13 protein-coding genes are annotated in these 15081 nt (G+C 71.7%); 9 read left to right on the top strand and 4 right to left on the bottom strand.

The window, feature by feature from the left end:
- Positions 1 to 27: 27 nt before the first annotated feature.
- Together D1648_RS07915 and D1648_RS07910 are read right to left on the bottom strand one after the other, a co-directional pair.
- Positions 28 to 1425, bottom strand: coding sequence for a class II 3-deoxy-7-phosphoheptulonate synthase (locus D1648_RS07915; RefSeq protein WP_122940463.1), 1398 nt, complete (start codon positions 1423 to 1425; stop codon positions 28 to 30).
- An 80-nt stretch (positions 1426 to 1505) separates the two neighbouring features.
- Positions 1506 to 2240 (bottom strand): 1-acyl-sn-glycerol-3-phosphate acyltransferase, encoded by a 735-nt coding sequence (locus D1648_RS07910; protein ID WP_122940461.1) that lies wholly within the window; start codon positions 2238 to 2240, stop codon positions 1506 to 1508.
- Positions 2241 to 2312: 72 nt separating this feature from the next.
- On the opposite strand from D1648_RS07910, the gene D1648_RS07905 reads away from it, so the two are divergent.
- Positions 2313 to 3086: a carboxylesterase gene (locus D1648_RS07905; protein ID WP_122940459.1), complete on the top strand. Its 774-nt coding sequence runs from the start codon at positions 2313 to 2315 to the stop codon at positions 3084 to 3086.
- Positions 3083 to 3604: a hypothetical protein gene (locus tag D1648_RS07900; protein WP_122940457.1), complete on the top strand. Its 522-nt coding sequence runs from the start codon at positions 3083 to 3085 to the stop codon at positions 3602 to 3604. Before D1648_RS07905 ends, D1648_RS07900 begins: the two co-directional genes overlap by 4 nt.
- A gap of 61 nt (positions 3605 to 3665) precedes the next feature.
- Here the strand turns inward: D1648_RS07900 and D1648_RS07895 are convergent, their stop codons facing one another.
- Positions 3666 to 4601 carry an ROK family protein gene (locus D1648_RS07895; RefSeq protein ID WP_122940455.1) on the bottom strand — a complete coding sequence of 312 codons (936 nt, stop codon included), beginning with the start codon at positions 4599 to 4601 and terminating at the stop codon, positions 3666 to 3668.
- A gap of 176 nt (positions 4602 to 4777) precedes the next feature.
- On the opposite strand from D1648_RS07895, the gene D1648_RS07890 reads away from it, so the two are divergent.
- The 3 genes from D1648_RS07890 (at position 4778) to D1648_RS07880 (ending at position 8672) form a co-directional block, all read left to right on the top strand.
- Complete coding sequence (locus tag D1648_RS07890) at positions 4778 to 6586, top strand: long-chain fatty acid--CoA ligase (protein WP_122940453.1); 1809 nt, start codon at positions 4778 to 4780, stop codon at positions 6584 to 6586.
- 97 nt (positions 6587 to 6683) lie between these two features.
- On the top strand, positions 6684 to 8348 hold the full coding sequence (locus tag D1648_RS07885; protein ID WP_122940451.1) for a DEDD exonuclease domain-containing protein: 1665 nt from the start codon (positions 6684 to 6686) through the stop codon (positions 8346 to 8348).
- Between the two features lie 42 nt (positions 8349 to 8390).
- Positions 8391 to 8672 carry an Lrp/AsnC family transcriptional regulator gene (locus D1648_RS07880; RefSeq protein WP_122940449.1) on the top strand — a complete coding sequence of 94 codons (282 nt, stop codon included), beginning with the start codon at positions 8391 to 8393 and terminating at the stop codon, positions 8670 to 8672.
- 43 nt (positions 8673 to 8715) lie between these two features.
- Here D1648_RS07880 and trpD read toward each other — a convergent pair whose 3' ends face one another.
- Positions 8716 to 9798, bottom strand: a complete 1083-nt coding sequence (gene trpD, locus D1648_RS07875) for an anthranilate phosphoribosyltransferase (protein WP_122940447.1) — start codon at positions 9796 to 9798, stop codon at positions 8716 to 8718.
- Between the two features lie 248 nt (positions 9799 to 10046).
- Here trpD and D1648_RS07870 point away from each other — a divergent pair, with 248 nt between their 5' ends.
- From D1648_RS07870 to D1648_RS07855, 4 genes are all read left to right on the top strand, one after another.
- Positions 10047 to 10781: a heme-copper oxidase subunit III gene (locus tag D1648_RS07870; protein WP_122940445.1), complete on the top strand. Its 735-nt coding sequence runs from the start codon at positions 10047 to 10049 to the stop codon at positions 10779 to 10781.
- Positions 10782 to 10866: 85 nt separating this feature from the next.
- Positions 10867 to 11667, top strand: a complete 801-nt coding sequence (locus D1648_RS07865; protein WP_122940442.1) for a c-type cytochrome — start codon at positions 10867 to 10869, stop codon at positions 11665 to 11667.
- 8 nt (positions 11668 to 11675) lie between these two features.
- Positions 11676 to 12737, top strand: coding sequence for a ubiquinol-cytochrome c reductase iron-sulfur subunit (locus D1648_RS07860; RefSeq protein ID WP_122940440.1), 1062 nt, complete (start codon positions 11676 to 11678; stop codon positions 12735 to 12737).
- A 4-nt stretch (positions 12738 to 12741) separates the two neighbouring features.
- Positions 12742 to 14415 (top strand): ubiquinol-cytochrome c reductase cytochrome b subunit, encoded by a 1674-nt coding sequence (locus tag D1648_RS07855; protein WP_122940438.1) that lies wholly within the window; start codon positions 12742 to 12744, stop codon positions 14413 to 14415.
- Positions 14416 to 15081: the final 666 nt, after the last annotated feature.

Raw genomic sequence — 15081 nt, 5'->3', positions numbered from 1 at the left:
CGCCCCTCGCCGCGCGGCGGGGACCGCTCAGCGGCGGGAGAGCATCTCCGCGACGAGGAAGGCCAGCTCGAGGGACTGCTGGTGGTTCAGCCGCGGATCGACGAGGGTCTCGTAGCGGCGGGTGAGCCCCTCCTCGTCGATCTCGCCGGTGCCGCCGAGGACCTCGGTGACGTCGTCGCCGGTGAGCTCCATGTGCAGCCCCGCCGGCACGGTGCCCAGCTCCTGGTGCACCTCGAAGAAGCCCACGACCTCGTCGAGGATGTCCTCGAAGCGGCGGGTCTTGTAGCCGTTGGACGAGGTGATCGTGTTGCCGTGCATCGGATCGGTCACCCACGCCACCTGGGCGCCGGCGTCGCGCACGGACTCGACCAGCGCCGGGAGGCGGTCGCGGATCTTCCCGGCCCCCATGCGGGTGATGAACGTCAGCCGGCCCGGCTCCCGCTCAGGATCCAGGCGGTCGATCAGCCGCAGCGCATCGTCGCGGGAGGCGTCGGGGCCGAGCTTGACGCCGATGGGGTTGCGCAGGCGGGACATGAAGTCGACATGGGCGCCGTCGAGCTGGCGGGTGCGCTCGCCGATCCACAGGAAGTGGCCCGAGCAGCCGTAGATCTCCCCCGTGCGGGAGTCGATCCGGGCCAGGGCCTCTTCGTAGTCCAGCAGCAGCGCCTCGTGGGAGGCGTAGAACTCGACCACCTTGAGCGCGTCGAAGTCCGCGCCGATCGCGTCCATGAAGCGCACGGCCTTGTCGATCTGCCCGGCGAGTTCCTCGTACCGGTCGTATCCGGCGCCGGAGGAGGTGAACCCGCGGTTCCAGGAATGGACCTCGCGCAGGTCCGCGAAGCCGCCGCCGGTGAAGGCGCGCAGGAGGTTCAGCGTGGAGGCGCTGGTGGTGTACGTCCTCCACAGGCGCCGCGGATCGGGGATCCGCGCCTCCTCGGTGAAGGCGTACTCGTTGACCGCGTCACCGCGGTAGGTGGGCAGGGTGACGCCGTCGCGGGTCTCCTCGTCGGCGGAGCGGGGCTTGGCGAACTGTCCGGCCATCCGGCCCATCTTCACCACCGGCACCGAGGCGCCGTAGGTGAGCACGGCCGCCATCTGCAGGATCGTGCGGATCTTGTTGCGGATCCGGTCCGCGGTCGAGTCCGCGAAGGTCTCGGCGCAGTCGCCGCCGGCCAGGAGGAAGGCCTCGCCGCTCGCTGCGGCGGCGACCCGATCGCGGAGCACGTCGACCTCGCCGGCGAACACGAGCGGGGGCGCGGCGCGCAGGTCGTCGAAGACCTGGGCGCGGGCGGTCTCGTCGGGCCAGACCGGCTGCTGCACGCGCGGGAGCTCTCGCCAGGCGCCGAGCGCCGCGAGGCCGTCGTCGGCCGAGGACAGCGTGAAGTCGTGGGCGCGGGCAGGGGCGTCGGGGCTGAAGGCAGTCACGCCGACAGGGTAGCCAGTTCCACCGCTGTCCGTCGTCCGCGACCGTCGAACGGCCTCGGCCGTGCCGAGGAGGGGACCGCTCAGCGCCGCCGTCGCCGGGAGCGCGGATCGGCGGACCGCTCCTGCTCGGCGCGCAGGCGACGCTTCACGTCGCTCGCATACTCGTCCACCCGCTCCTGGCCGGACATCTCGGCGATGCGGTCCATCACCTCGTCGGTGACGGCGCGCAGCAGCACCGCCTGGTCGGCGCCCGGGTGACGGGCGACGACCTCCTGGACGTGCACCGGGGTTCCGACCTCGGCATGGATCCGGGGATGGCGGCGGGGAAGGTAGCGGCGCCCCCGCTGCGCCTCGAACGCCCCGACCATCGCCACCGGGACGATCGGCGCACCGGTGGCCAGGGCGAAGCGGGCCACTCCCGTCTTGCCGCGGTGCAGCCGGCCGTCCGGGCTGCGGGTCCCCTCGGGGTAGATGCCGAGCACGTCGCCGCGGCCCAGCACCTCGAGCCCCGCCTCGATCGCTGAGCGCGCCGCTCCCCCGCCGCTGCGATCCACGGGCATGACGTGCAGGCCCCTCATCATCGCGCCGAGCAGCCGGGCGATCGGGCTGCGTCCTGAGAAGATGTCGGACTTTCCCAGGAAATGGACGCTGCGACGCACCTGGCCGGGCAGGAAGACGGTGTCGGCGTAGGTGAGATGGTTCGAGGCGAGGATGACCGGCCCCTGCTCGGGGATGTGCTCGTGGCCGCTCAGGGTGGGGCGCCACACCGCCCGCACCACCGCCATGACGAACGGCTTGGCGATCTCGTACAGCACGTCTGCTCTCCTGCGGGCGTGGGCGGGCGGGGCGAGGATGCCCCGGGCTGATGCGGATGCGACGATGTCCCCATGGCGTTCAGCGAACTGTCTCGGCCGTGGCGTGCGCGCGGTCACTCTAACCCGCGCGGAGGACTGCTCCTGTGCCACGGCTTCACCGGCTCGCCGCAGTCGCTGCGCCCATGGGCGGAGCATCACGCCGCGCTCGGCTGGGAGGTCGAGCTCCCGCTGCTGCCAGGGCATGCGCGCACGGAGCGGGACCTCGCCGCGAGCACGTGGCGACAGTGGTACGGAGAGGTCCGCGAGGCGGCACTCTCGCTCCTGGCGAGGCACGGACGGATCGCGGTGGGCGGGCTCTCGATGGGAGGCGCCCTCGCCCTCGCCCTCGCGCAGGACGAGCGGCTCTCCGAGGGGATCGCCGCCGTCGTCGCAGTCAATCCCGGCATGACGGTGCCCCGCCTCGCCCTCGCGGCCGATCTGATCGCCCCCGTCGTGCCGACGATCCCCGGGATCAGCTCGGACATCGCACGCCCCGGCGTGACGGAGGAGGCCTACGACAGGATGCCCGTCCGGGCCGTCGGCCAGCTGCGTCGCCTCTTCCGCACGACGCGCGAGGGGCTCGGCGCGGTCGAGGCGCCGCTGCTGCTGGCGACCTCGCGCACCGATCACACCGTCCCGCCCACGGACAGCGACCTCGTCGCCGCCCGGGTGCGCGGACCCGTCGAGCGGCTCTCGCTGACCCGCAGCCACCACATCGCGACCCTCGACCACGACGCACCGCTGCTGCTGGAGACCTCGGCGCGCTTCCTGGACGCGCACGTGCCCGCCCCCGGGACAGGGCCATGAGCGCCGAGGCCGGCCGCTCCCCCGATCCGCGCGACGTCGACGCGGAGTTCGCGCGGATGCTGCGTGACGAGGGGCTCGCGCTCGGTCCCGGACAGGCGCCGCGCGAGCCCGCGGCGCCGGAGCCGGGACCGGACGAGGAAGGCCTCGCGGAGGACGGGGGCGAGGCGGACGGTCCGCACGAGCCGCCGAGCGCCGAGTCCCGGGAGCGCGCCTGGGCGGCGCATCCCTCACGCGGACCTCGGGACGCCCCGCCACGCGAGCTCGATGACGAGGACGTGCTCTACGGCGACTTCGAGCCGCCGGACCCCGACATCCCCCAGGCGACCTCGGCCGTGCTCTGGTCGTGGACCGCTCTGGTGGGCGGCTTCGTGCTGCTGCTGGCCACGGCGCTCTCCGCCTCGCTCCCTCCCCTGCTGGGATGGGCCGGCGGCGCCGCGGCCCTCGGCGGGATGGTCTCGCTGCTGCTGCGGCTGCCGCACGCGCCTCGCGACGAGGGGGACGACGGCGCGGAGCTCTGACAGCGCAGACGCTCCTGCCGCGCCGAGCTCCGGGACCGGCCCGGCAGGAGCGCGGGAACGCTCAGCGGGCGAGATCCGCGGCGCCGACGATCCCGGCCCGGTTGCCCATGCTCGCGGGCACGAAGCGCGCCAGCGGGCGGTGCGCCCGCGCGGTGAGGTTCTGGGCGAAGGCCTCCCGCGCAGGTCCCAGCAGGAGGTCGCCCGCGGCCGCGACGCCTCCGCCGACGACGATCACCTCGGGATCCAGCAGCGCGGAGATCGTCGCCGCGCCGCGCCCGAGCCAGGCACCGATCTCGGCGATGAGCTCCCGGGCCCCCGGATCGCCCTGCTGCGCCAGGCCGGTCACCAGCGGGCCGTCGATCGCCCGCCCGTCCCCGCCCGCGGCCTGCACGAGGGGGCCCATCAGCGCATCGCCGGCGGCGGCGCGCCGCTTCGCCGCCCGCACCAGTGCGGTCCCGGCGGTGTACTGCTCGAGGCAGCCGCGCAGCCCGCAGCCGCACCACTGCCCGTCGGGCACCACGACCATGTGCGCGACCTCTCCCGCGAAGCCGGCGCTGCCGCGCAGCATCACCCCGTCCTGCACGATCGCGCCGCCCAGCCCGGTCCCGACCGTGAGCATGAGCATGTGCCGCGCCTCCGTGGCGGCGCCGAAGCGGTACTCGGCCCAGCCCGCGGCGTTCGCGTCGTTCTCCACCACGACGGGCAGGCCGGTGAGGGACTCGAGCCGCTCGGCGAGCGGATGATCGCGCCAGGCGAGGTTCGCGGCGAAGCGAACGGTGCGGCGATCGGCGCCGATGAAGCCGGCCGCACCGACGCCGATGCCGGCGATCTCGTGCGCGCCGCGCAGCTCCGCGACCGCGTCGGCCACCGCTGTCTCCAACTGCTCGGGATCGGTGGCCGGTGTGCTGCGGGTGGTCGTCGCGATGATCTCGCCGTCCTCGTCGACCACGCCCGCCGCGATCTTCGTACCGCCGATGTCCACTCCGATGGAGAGCATCCGTGCCTGCCTCGTTCCCCTGGTTCCTCTCGCGCCCCGCGCGAGTCGTCGGCGACCTGCCGTCGTGCTCATCGTAATGGGCCCCTGCCGTAGACTCTGCGGGACCCCACCAGCGCTTCCGGTCAGGTCGTCCGGTTCGCCGGTCCCATGCACCTCGCCGGATCGAAGGAGATTCGATGAAGCAGTTCACCACGCCCCCGCAGCATCAGAGCTGCCCTGACGAGAACGCGACGGACATGCTGCTCGGGCGTCTGCGATCGCACCCGTCGGTGCCGATCTACGAGCTGGTCCAGGACGACGGCGGGTACCGGCCGCTGAGCACGGCCGACTTCGTCGACGAGGTCAAGGCCGTGGCGAAGGGGCTGATCGCCTCCGAGGTCGCGCCCGGCGACGTCGTCGCGATCCTCTCGAGGACCCGCTACGAGTGGGCGCTGGTGGACTGGGCCGTCTGGTGGGCGGGCGGGGTCAGCGTCCCGATCTACGAGACCTCCTCCCCCAGCCAGATCCAGTGGATCGCCTCGGACTCCGCCGCGAGGTTCGCGATCGTCGAGACCACCCGGCACCGGGAGGACATGGAGTCGGTGCGGGGCGAGCTGCCCGAGCTCGCGCGGATCGGGGTGCTCGAGGAGGGGATCCTCGAGGATCTCAAGGCACGCGGTGCGGAGATCTCCGACGAGGATCTCGAGGCGCGTCGCACCTCTCGCCGCCTCGCCGATGTCGCCACGATCATCTACACCTCCGGAACCACCGGCCGCCCCAAGGGTGCCGAGCTGACCCACGCGAACTTCGTGGACACCACGCGCAGCGCCGTGACCCTGCTCGGCGACGAGGTGCTCCCCACGGGCTCGCGCCTGCTGATGTTCCTGCCGCTCGCGCACGTGTTCGCGCGCCTGATCACGGTGCTCGCCGCCGCATGGCCCGTCACCACCGCCTTCACCCCGGACACGAAGAACCTCCTGCCCGACCTGGCCGCCTTCAAGCCGACCTTCCTCCTCGCCGTCCCGCGCGTGTTCGAGAAGGTGTACAACGGCGCCGAGGCCAAGGCGATCGCCGGCGGGAAGGGGAAGATCTTCGCCGCCGCGGCGCAGACCGCGATCGACTACTCCACCGCTCTCTCGGACGGGAAGGTGCCGCTGCCCCTCAAGCTCAAGCACGCCCTGTTCGACAGGCTCGTCTACGGCACCCTGCGCGGCGCGATGGGCGGGAACGTGCGCTGGGCCGTCTCCGGCGGCGCCCCGCTCGGCGCGAGGCTGTCGCACTTCTTCCGCGGCATCGGCGTGACCGTGCTGGAGGGCTACGGCCTGACCGAGACCACCGCCCCGGTGAGCGTGAACCTCCCCTGGGACGTGCGCCCCGGCACCGTCGGCCCGCCGCTGCCCGGATCCTCCGTCGCGATCGACGACGACGGCGAGCTGCTCGTCAAGGGAGTGATGGTCTTCAAGGGCTATCACAACAACCCCGAGGCGACCGCCGAGGCGATGGAGGACGGCTGGTTCCGCACCGGCGACCTCGGCACCCTCGCCGACGACGGCTCGGTGACCATCACCGGTCGTCGCAAGGAGGTCATCGTCACCGCCGGCGGCAAGAACGTCTCCCCCGCCCAGCTCGAGGACCAGCTGCGCTCGCACCCGCTGGTCAGCCAGTGCGTGGTGATCGGCGACCAGAAGCCCTTCGTCGCCGCGATCCTCACCCTGGACCCGGAGATGCTCCCCACCTGGCTGAAGAACAACGGCCTGCCCGAGATGGGCATCACCGAGGCGGCGCAGGACGAGCGGGTCCGCGCCGAGCTGCAGCAGGTCGTGGACCGGGCGAACCGGTCCGTGTCCAAGGCCGAGTCGATCCGGGCCTTCGAGGTGATCGACTCGGACTTCACCGAGGAGAACGGATATCTCACGCCCTCGCTGAAGCTCAAGCGCAACCTCGTGGTCAAGGACCTCGCCCCCGTCATCGAGGAGATCTACTCCCGGCCCAAGCCCACCAGCTGAGCCGCACGCAGGCCGCCCCGGCGGCGCGCCGGCGCCTGCCGCCGGGCCCCGACATCCCGCCCGCGGGATGTCGGGGCCCGGTCGTAGCCTGTCCCCCATGCCCGCCCGCCGCCAGCTGAGCTTCGACGATCTCGGCACCCCGCTCGCGGAGGCCACCCTCGTCGTGGTCGACCTCGAGACCACGGGCACCGATCCCGTCGCCGACGCGATCACCGAGATCGGTGCGGTCAAGGTGCGCGGCGGCGAGGTGCTCGGCGAGTTCCGCACCTTCGTGGACCCCGAGCGTCCGATCCCCGCGTTCATCGCGTCCCTCACCGGGATCACCGACGCCGCCGTGCAGGGGGCCCCGACGATCCGCACGGTGCTGCCGATGTTCCTGGACTTCGTCGGGCCCGAGGCGGCGCTCGTGGCCCACAATGCCCGCTTCGACATCGGCTTCCTCCGAGCCCGCGCGGCGGAGTGCGCGGTCACCTGGCCCTCCCCTGCTGTGCTGGACACCCTCGCACTGGCCCGCGCGGTGTTCCGCCGCGACGAAGTGCGCGACCACAAGCTCTCCACCCTCGCCGCGCATGTCGGCGCGTCGGTCTCCCCGGACCACCGGGCGCTCTCGGACGCGCGCGCGACGGTGGACGTGCTCCACGCGATCATCGAGCGCCTGGGACCGGCCGGCGCCGCCACGCTCGAGGACCTCACCTCCGCGCATCGGCGCGCGAAGCCCGTCCAGCTGCGCAAGAAGCAACTCGCGGCCGAGGTCCCGCCGGTCCCCGGCGTGTACCAGTTCCTCGACGCGGCCGGGGCGGTGCTCTATGTCGGCACCTCCCGGAACGTGCGCAGCCGGGTGCGCACCTACTTCACCGCGGGCGAGACGCGCCGGGCGGTGCTGGACATGCTGCCGCGCGCCGAGTCCGTGCACGTCATCGAGTGCGCGACCGCCACCGAGGCCGCGGTGCGCGAGCTGCGCCTCATCGCCCGGGAGAAGCCGCCCTCGAACCGTCGCGGGCTGCGGCCGGAGGTCGCGCACTGGCTCCGGCTGGGGCCCGCGGGCGAGGGGCTGCGCGGGGCCCGGATCGCACGGGACGAGGCCGACGGCTCCGCCCAGATCGGCCCGCTCGCCTCCCGGCACGACATCCAGCCGCTGCGGGGCCTGCTCACCGATGCCGTGCTGGGGCGCCGCTCGTCCCTCGAGCGGAGCGCGGCCCGGGAGGAGGCGCCGTCGGCAGGCCACCGCGCCGCGCTGCGGCAGGCGATGGTCGCCGATCCCCGCCCCGTCCTGGACCACGTCGCCGCGCGCATGCGCGTCCACGTCGAGGCCGGCAGGTACGAGGACGCCGAGCGGCTGCGTCGGCTCGCGGGGACCTATCTGGACGCCGCCCGCCGCGCCTCACGTCTGCGAGCGCTCGCGGAGGTGCCGCTGCTCATCGCGGCCCGTCCGAGCCGGGAGGCGGTGATCGGCGGGCGCGGCTGGGAGCTGCTCGCCGTCCGCCACGGACGCTTCTCCGGCACGACCCTGGTCCCCGCGGCGAAGGATCCGCTGCCCTTCGCCCGTTCCCTGGCGATGACCGGGACCGGAGAGGCCGAGCTCGCCGCTCCCCTGTGCCATGGCTACCACCAGGAGGCCGAGATCCTGCTCGGCTGGCTCGAGGGCGAAGGGGTGCGGACGGTGCTGTGCGAGGGGAGCTGGCAGGTGCCCGCCCGCGCCCGCTTCGAGACGGCCCATCTCGCCCGGCGCTTCGCGCTGACCTCTGCCGAGCAGGGGGCATAGGCTCTGCCACGAAGCCGTCCACGCCGCACCGCAGGAGAAGCCATGATCACCGCCATCGTCTCGATCGTCGTCGACCCCAGCCGCATCCCCGAGGTCGCCGAGGCCGTCGTCGACATCGACGGGATCGAGCAGGTGTACTCGGTCACCGGCGACGTCGACCTCATCGCCGTGGCGCGGGTGCGCGATCACGAGGACCTCGCCACCGTGATCGCCGGGTCCCTCAGCCGGGTCGAGGGCGTCCTGGACACGACCACGAACATCGCCTTCAAGACCTACTCGAAGCGCGATCTGGACGCGGCCTTCGACCTCGGCCTCGACGGCTGACCGCTCCCGCCGGTCCCGGTCCTGCCCCTCCGCGCCGCGGCGCTCAGCCGTCCTCGGCGCGCACCGCCCGGGAGGCCGCCGCCCAGCGCTGCAGCAGCGCGGCCGGAGCGCCTGCGTCGAGCACCTCGCCGACCTCGGCGTAGGCGTCGCGCAGGCGGTCCTCGAAGCCGTCCTGGGCCGGCTGCCCGATGCCGTCGTGGGCGAGGACGCCCGCCGCGGCGTTGAGCAGCACCGCATCGCGGACGGGGCCCATCCGACCGTCCCGCTCGCCCGCGTAGAGCGCGTCGGCGACCGCCGCGTTCTCCTCCGCGGTCCCGCCGCGCAGCGCATCGTGGGGGCTGCGCGGGATCCCGAGCACCTCGGAGGGGTCCAGCAGGTGGGTGCGGACCTCTCCGCCGCGCACCTCCCACACGTCGGAGGGGGCGCTGACCGTCAGCTCGTCCAGCCCGTCCTGCCCCCGGAACACGAGCGCGCTGGTGCCGCGGGCCGCGAACACGCCCGCGACCGTCGGCGCGATGGAGGCGTCCGCCACACCCACCGCGCTGGCCCTCGGCCGGGCGGGGTTCGTGATCGGCCCGAGGATGTTCATGACGGTGGGGACGCCGAGGCCGCGCCGCGCCTCGGCGGCGAAGCGCATCGAGGGATGGAACACCTGGGCGAAGAGGAAGGTCATCCCGACCTCGCCCACCAGTCGCTCGACCTCCGGCACCGGCAGGTCCAGCCGCACCCCGAGCGCCTCGAGGACGTCGGCCGAGCCGGAGCGGGAGGTCGAGGCCCGGTTGCCGTGCTTGACGACCGTGCGGCCCGTGGAGGCGATCACCACCGAGGCCATGGTGGAGATGTTCACGGTCTGCGCGAGATCCCCCCCGGTGCCGACGATGTCCACCGCCGAACGGGTGACGTCGACGGGGCGGGCGTGGGCGATCATCGAGTCCGCGAGGGCCTCGAGCTCCGTGCTGGTCACCCCCTTGGCCTGCAGCGCCACCAGGAACCCAGCGACCGGGACGGGGCCCGCCTCGCCCGTCATGATCTCGTCCATCGCCCAGGTGGCCTCGGCGCGCTCGAGTTCCTCGCCGCGCAGCAGGCGCGCGGTGATCCGGGACCAGGTCGGGGTCTGCTCGCTCATGCCCCGATCATCGCACCTCGGCCGAGGCGCACCGTCGCGCTGATCACGGATCGGATCACGGAAAGGTCACGGCCCCCCACGAGGTCGACCACCTGGCCGGTCACCTGGGCGTATCGAGCCGTGTCATGGTTCGTGACAGACCGTCAGGAGGGATATGCTGGCACGGTCCGCCCGGGGCGCAGGCCCCGCGATGTGACCGGTCGTCGTGAACCGGCACACCGAATCTGACGACACGACATAATGGTGACGTGACTACTGCGACTCTGCCTGTGCGCTCAACTCCCGCTGCCGCTCCAGCGGTCGGTCGGCCGAACCCGACGCAGATCGGCACCCTCGTCTGGCTCTCCAGCGAGCTGATGTTCTTCGGCGGCCTCTTCGCGATGTTCTTCACGCTGCGATCGATGGCGCCGGACACCTTCGCGGACGGCCAGTCGCACTTCACCCACGGCTTCGCCCTGCTGAACACCTCGGTCCTGGTGTTCAGCTCGGTCACCTGCCAGATCGGCGTGTTCGTGGCCGAGGGACGCTTCCCCTGGGGCCAGTCCTTCCCGCCCCGCAAGCGTCGCGAGGGATCGATCTTCAACATCGCCGGCTGGGGGATGATCGAGTGGTACACGCTCACCTTCCTCCTCGGCGCGTTCTTCGTCTCCGGTCAGGCCTTCGAGTACGCGGAGCTCGTGCACCACGGCGTGACGATGTCGTCCTCGCCCTTCAGCTCGATCTTCTTCCTCGCCACCGGCTTCCACGGCCTGCACGTCCTCGGCGGCCTCATCGCCTTCCTCATGGTGCTGATGCGGGCGTACGTGGCGGACAAGTTCACCGCTCACGAGCAGGTCTCCGCTATCTGCGTGTCCTACTACTGGCACTTCGTGGACGTGGTCTGGATCGTGCTGTTCTTCGTCGTGTACATGCTCGACCCGATCATGACCGCCACCTCCCCCGGACACGTCATCCCCGTCGACTTCGACTGGACGATCTTCTGAGCCGCCCAGCGGCCGCCGGGCCCCTCCGCTCCCCCGTACACCTGCCCCTCCCCGACCGCCCCCTCCACGAATCGAGGTCCGAACCGTGAAGGCTCTCGCCGCACGTCGCCATCATCCGATGGCGCTACTCGTGATCCTGCTGCTCGCGCTCGTCGCGACCGGCGGGCTGTACGCGGCCCTGCAGCCGCAGACGGCCCAGGCCGAGGCCTACACCGACAGCGACGTCGAGGCCGGCGAGGCCCTCTTCCTCGCCAACTGCGCGACCTGCCACGGTCTCGATGCCGCGGGACAGACCGATCCCGACGGCCAGACCCTCGGCCCCTCGCTCATCGGCGTGGGCGCGGCGGCGGTCGACTTCCAGGTCGGCACCGGTCGCATGCCGATGCAGCACTCCGGCGCGCAGGCCCGTGAGAAGCCGCAGCAGATGAACGAGGAGCAGACCCGCCAGCTCGCCGCCTACGTCGCCTCGCTCGGCCCCGGCCCGGCGGTCCCCGACGAGGAGTGGCTGGACACCTCTCAGGGCGATGCCACCCGCGGTGGCGAGATCTTCCGCATCAACTGCGCCATGTGCCACAACGCCGCCGGCGCGGGCGGTGCGCTGACCCGCGGCAAGTACGCCCCGCCCGTCGTGGGCGTCGAGGGCAAGCACGTCTACGAGGCCATGGACACCGGCCCCCAGAACATGCCGGTCTTCAACGAGACGAACCTGTCCCCCGAGGACAAGCGCGACGTCATCACCTACCTCGAGGCCCTCGACGAGACCGGCTCGCCGGGCGGCATCTCCCTGGGCTCCCTCGGCCCCGTGACCGAGGGCCTGTACGCCTGGACGATCATCCTGTCCCTGCTGATCGGCTCCGCCGTGTGGCTGGGGGCGAAGGCCAAGTGAATGCGAGCATGAACACCAACACCGACGGCAGCTCCCCCGCCCGGGTCAGCGCCCTCGCCCCCAAGGAGGGCGGCGGCTTCCCCAACCCGGGTCTGCCTCCCCACTCCCCCCGTCAGTCCGACATCTCCAAGCCCGCGGAGAAGCGCGCGGAGCGGCTCGTGGCCGCCATGTTCCTCCTCAGCGTGGTCGGGACGGCCGTCTTCATCGCGGCGTACTTCCTCGTCACGCCGCTGGACACGAACCTCTTCGCCGAGGAGGGCTCGCCGAAGGCCCTGTGGTGGTCGAACCTGATCACGGGTCTCGGCCTCGCCATCGCGGTCGGCGCGATCGGCGCCGCCGCCGTGCACTGGGCGAAGACCCTCATGCCCGACAAGGAGTGGGTCGAGGAGCGCCATGACATCCGCGGCTCCGACGAGACCCGGAAGGTCGCTGCCGAGATGATCACCGGCGGCCTTTCCGAGACGGGCATCGGTCGTCGCCCCGTGATGGTCACCGCCATGGTCGCCGCGATCGCGGCCCTGCCGATCGCCGTGCTCGCCCCGCTCTCGACCCTCGGGCCGCTGCCGGGCAACAAGCTCCACCACACCTTCTGGGGCCACAACCCGGGCCAGCGACTCGCGCGCGACCACGACGGCACGCCGATCAAGCTCTCCGACGTCGCGATGAACTCGATCTTCCACGTCATGCCCGAGGGCCTCACCCACGAGACCCCCCACCATCTCGAGGAGCGTGCGAAGGCCGCGGCCGTGATCGTGCGCATCGACCCGAAGGTCGCCAAGAACGACGAGTCCATGGCGATGGGGGTCGAGGGCGTGCTCGCCTTCTCGAAGATCTGCACGCACGTGGGCTGCCCGGTCGCGCTGTTCGAGCAGCAGACCCACCACATGCTGTGCCCCTGCCACCAGTCCACCTTCGACGTCACCGACGGTGCGAAGGTGATCTTCGGCCCGGCCCACCGCCCGCTGCCGCAGCTCCCGATCGAGGTCGACGCCGAGGGCTATCTCGTGGCCCCCGGCGACTTCACCGAGCCGATCGGTCCCAGCTTCTGGAACATCCACAAGGACAAGTGATCTCATGACGACCACGACTCCCAGCTCCCGGAAGCAGTCTTCCGACGGCGACACCCGCCTGCTCCGCCTCGGCGCGGTCGGCGGCGACTTCCTCGACCAGCGCCTCTCCGGCGCGGGCTTCGTGAAGTTCTTCGCCCGCAAGGTCTTCCCGGACCACTGGTCCTTCATGTTCGGCGAGATGGCGCTGTACAGCTTCGTCATCCTGCTGATCTCGGGCACCTTCCTCACGATGTTCTTCGACCCCTCGATGGAGGAGGTCGTCTACACCGGCCCCTACACCGCGCTCCAGGGCGAGACGGTCTCTCGCGCCTTCGAGTCGACGATGGAGATCGCCTTCGAGGTCAAGGGCGGTCTGCTGTTCCGCCAGATGCACCACTGGGCCGCGCTCGTGTTCATGGTCGCGATCTTCGTGCACATGTTCCGCGTGTTCTTCACCGGTGCCTTCCGCAAGCCGCGCGAGCTGAACTGGCTCATCGGCTTCACCCTGATGATCCTCGGCATGGCGGCCGGCTTCTCCGGCTACTCCCTCCCCGACGACGTGCTCTCCGGCAACGGCCTGCGCATCGCCGATGGCCTGATGAAGGCGATCCCGATCGTCGGCACGTACCTGTCGATGCTGCTCTTCGGCGGCGAGTTCCCGGGCACGGACATCATCCCGAGGCTCTTCACGATCCACATCCTCCTGGTGCCCGCTGCGATCCTCGGGCTCATCGTGATCCACCTCGTGCTCGTGGTCGTCCACAAGCACACCCAGTACGCGGGTCCGGGACGCACCAACCGCAACGTCGTGGGCCATCCGGTCCTGCCGGTGTTCGGCGCGAAGGCGGGAGGCTTCTTCTTCCTGGTGTTCGGCATCATCACGCTGATCTCGGCGACCACGTCGATCAACGCGATGTGGGTCTACGGCCCCTACGATCCCTCCCCCGTCTCCGCCGGCTCGCAGCCGGACTGGTACATGCTCTGGACCGACGGCGGCCTGCGCCTCATCCCGGGCTGGGAGTTCACGATCTTCGGCTACGTGGTCTCGCTGAACATGCTGATCCCGATGGCGATCTACGGCGCGATGCTCGCGTTCCTCGCCCTCTTCCCGTTCATCGAGGCCTGGGTCACCGGGGACGACCGCGAGCACCACCTCGCGGACAAGCCCTACAACGCTCCCGTGCGCACCGGACTCGGGGTCGCATGGATCGTCATGTACCTCATCCTGGTCCTGGCGGCGTCCAACGACCTCATCGCGATCGCCCTGCAGCTGTCGATCAACGACCTGACCTGGCTGTTCCGCATCTCGTTCTTCGTGGGGCCGGTGCTCGCCTTCTACATCACCAAGCGGCTGTGCCTGTCGATCCAGCGGCACAAGCGCGATCTGGCGCTGCACGGCCAGGAGACCTCGCGCATCGTGCGCACGGGCTCCGGCGACATGATCGAGATCCACGAGCCGCTCAACGAGTACGACCGCTGGGAGCTCATCGCACACGACGACTACCGTCCGCTCAAGGCCGGCAAGGGTGTCTCCTCCCTCCGGGCGAAGGCGACGAGCTTCTTCTTCAAGGACCGCATCGAACCGGTCACCCCGGCTGAGCTGCGTGCGGCGCTCGAGCACGCGGGACACGAGAAGCACGTCATCGACGAGGCCACCGGCGGCGACTACCGCACTCCGGCCGAGAAGGTCGTGCACTGAGCCGTACCGGACGCCGAGGCATCGGCGACCGACGCCGGAAGGGCCCCGAGGAGTGATCCTCGGGGCCCTTCCGGCTTTCGCGGGGTGCTGGGCGTCCTTCCCTCCCGTCAGCGCTCCCGGGGCCGCTGCCGCATCGAGGGCGGACGGATGCCTGAGCGGTCGAGGCCCGCACCTGTCGCACGCCGACGGGGCGACTGCGGGATGCGCGGCGGCAGCCGCGAGTCCGTCGCGGCCCCGGCGGGCTCAGTGCAGGAGCGGGTTCCAGGCCGGCCGTGCGGTTCCCCGGTCGCTGCGTCCGGTGACCGCGTCGACGAGATACCGCGCCGCGATCGGGCTGAGACGGCGGTCCGCGCCGCGCCGGAGGGCGCGCAGCGCACGCAGGGGCGCCCCGGAGGCGTCCAGACCGGCCCCGTCGAGCACAGCGCGCGCTCGCGGTGCATGTCGAGCACAACGTAGCACTCGCCAGCCTGCGCACTCCCTCGCTGTGCCGCTCCTATGGGGCGCGATGTCCGCCGCGATGGGCGAGCACGCACGCAACGGCGCGAGCACCGCAGGACGGCGGCACGGCGGCACGGCGTAGACGAGAGCACGCTACAGCATATTTCCGCCGTGTTGCCCCATACAGCGTGTATCGGGTGACCCCCGGCACGAGTGACCACCCGCGCG

It is taken from the genome of Brachybacterium sp. EE-P12, from assembly GCF_003711805.1.
Classification (GTDB): domain Bacteria; phylum Actinomycetota; class Actinomycetes; order Actinomycetales; family Dermabacteraceae; genus Brachybacterium.
The sequence above is the reverse complement of the archived record's forward strand: the minus strand, read 5'-3'. Positions and strand labels throughout refer to the sequence as shown.

Coding starts and splice junctions, on each gene's coding strand:
- D1648_RS07905 (WP_122940459.1), top strand. CDS start 2,313: ATGGCGTTCAGCGAACTGTCTCGGCCGTGGCGTGCGCGCGGTCACTCT.
- D1648_RS07900 (WP_122940457.1), top strand. CDS start 3,083: ATGAGCGCCGAGGCCGGCCGCTCCCCCGATCCGCGCGACGTCGACGCG.
- D1648_RS07895 (WP_122940455.1), bottom strand. CDS start 4,601: ATGCTCTCCATCGGAGTGGACATCGGCGGTACGAAGATCGCGGCGGGC.
- D1648_RS07890 (WP_122940453.1), top strand. CDS start 4,778: ATGAAGCAGTTCACCACGCCCCCGCAGCATCAGAGCTGCCCTGACGAG.
- D1648_RS07885 (WP_122940451.1), top strand. CDS start 6,684: ATGCCCGCCCGCCGCCAGCTGAGCTTCGACGATCTCGGCACCCCGCTC.
- D1648_RS07880 (WP_122940449.1), top strand. CDS start 8,391: ATGATCACCGCCATCGTCTCGATCGTCGTCGACCCCAGCCGCATCCCC.
- trpD (WP_122940447.1), bottom strand. CDS start 9,798: ATGAGCGAGCAGACCCCGACCTGGTCCCGGATCACCGCGCGCCTGCTG.
- D1648_RS07860 (WP_122940440.1), top strand. CDS start 11,676: ATGAACACCAACACCGACGGCAGCTCCCCCGCCCGGGTCAGCGCCCTC.
- D1648_RS07855 (WP_122940438.1), top strand. CDS start 12,742: ATGACGACCACGACTCCCAGCTCCCGGAAGCAGTCTTCCGACGGCGAC.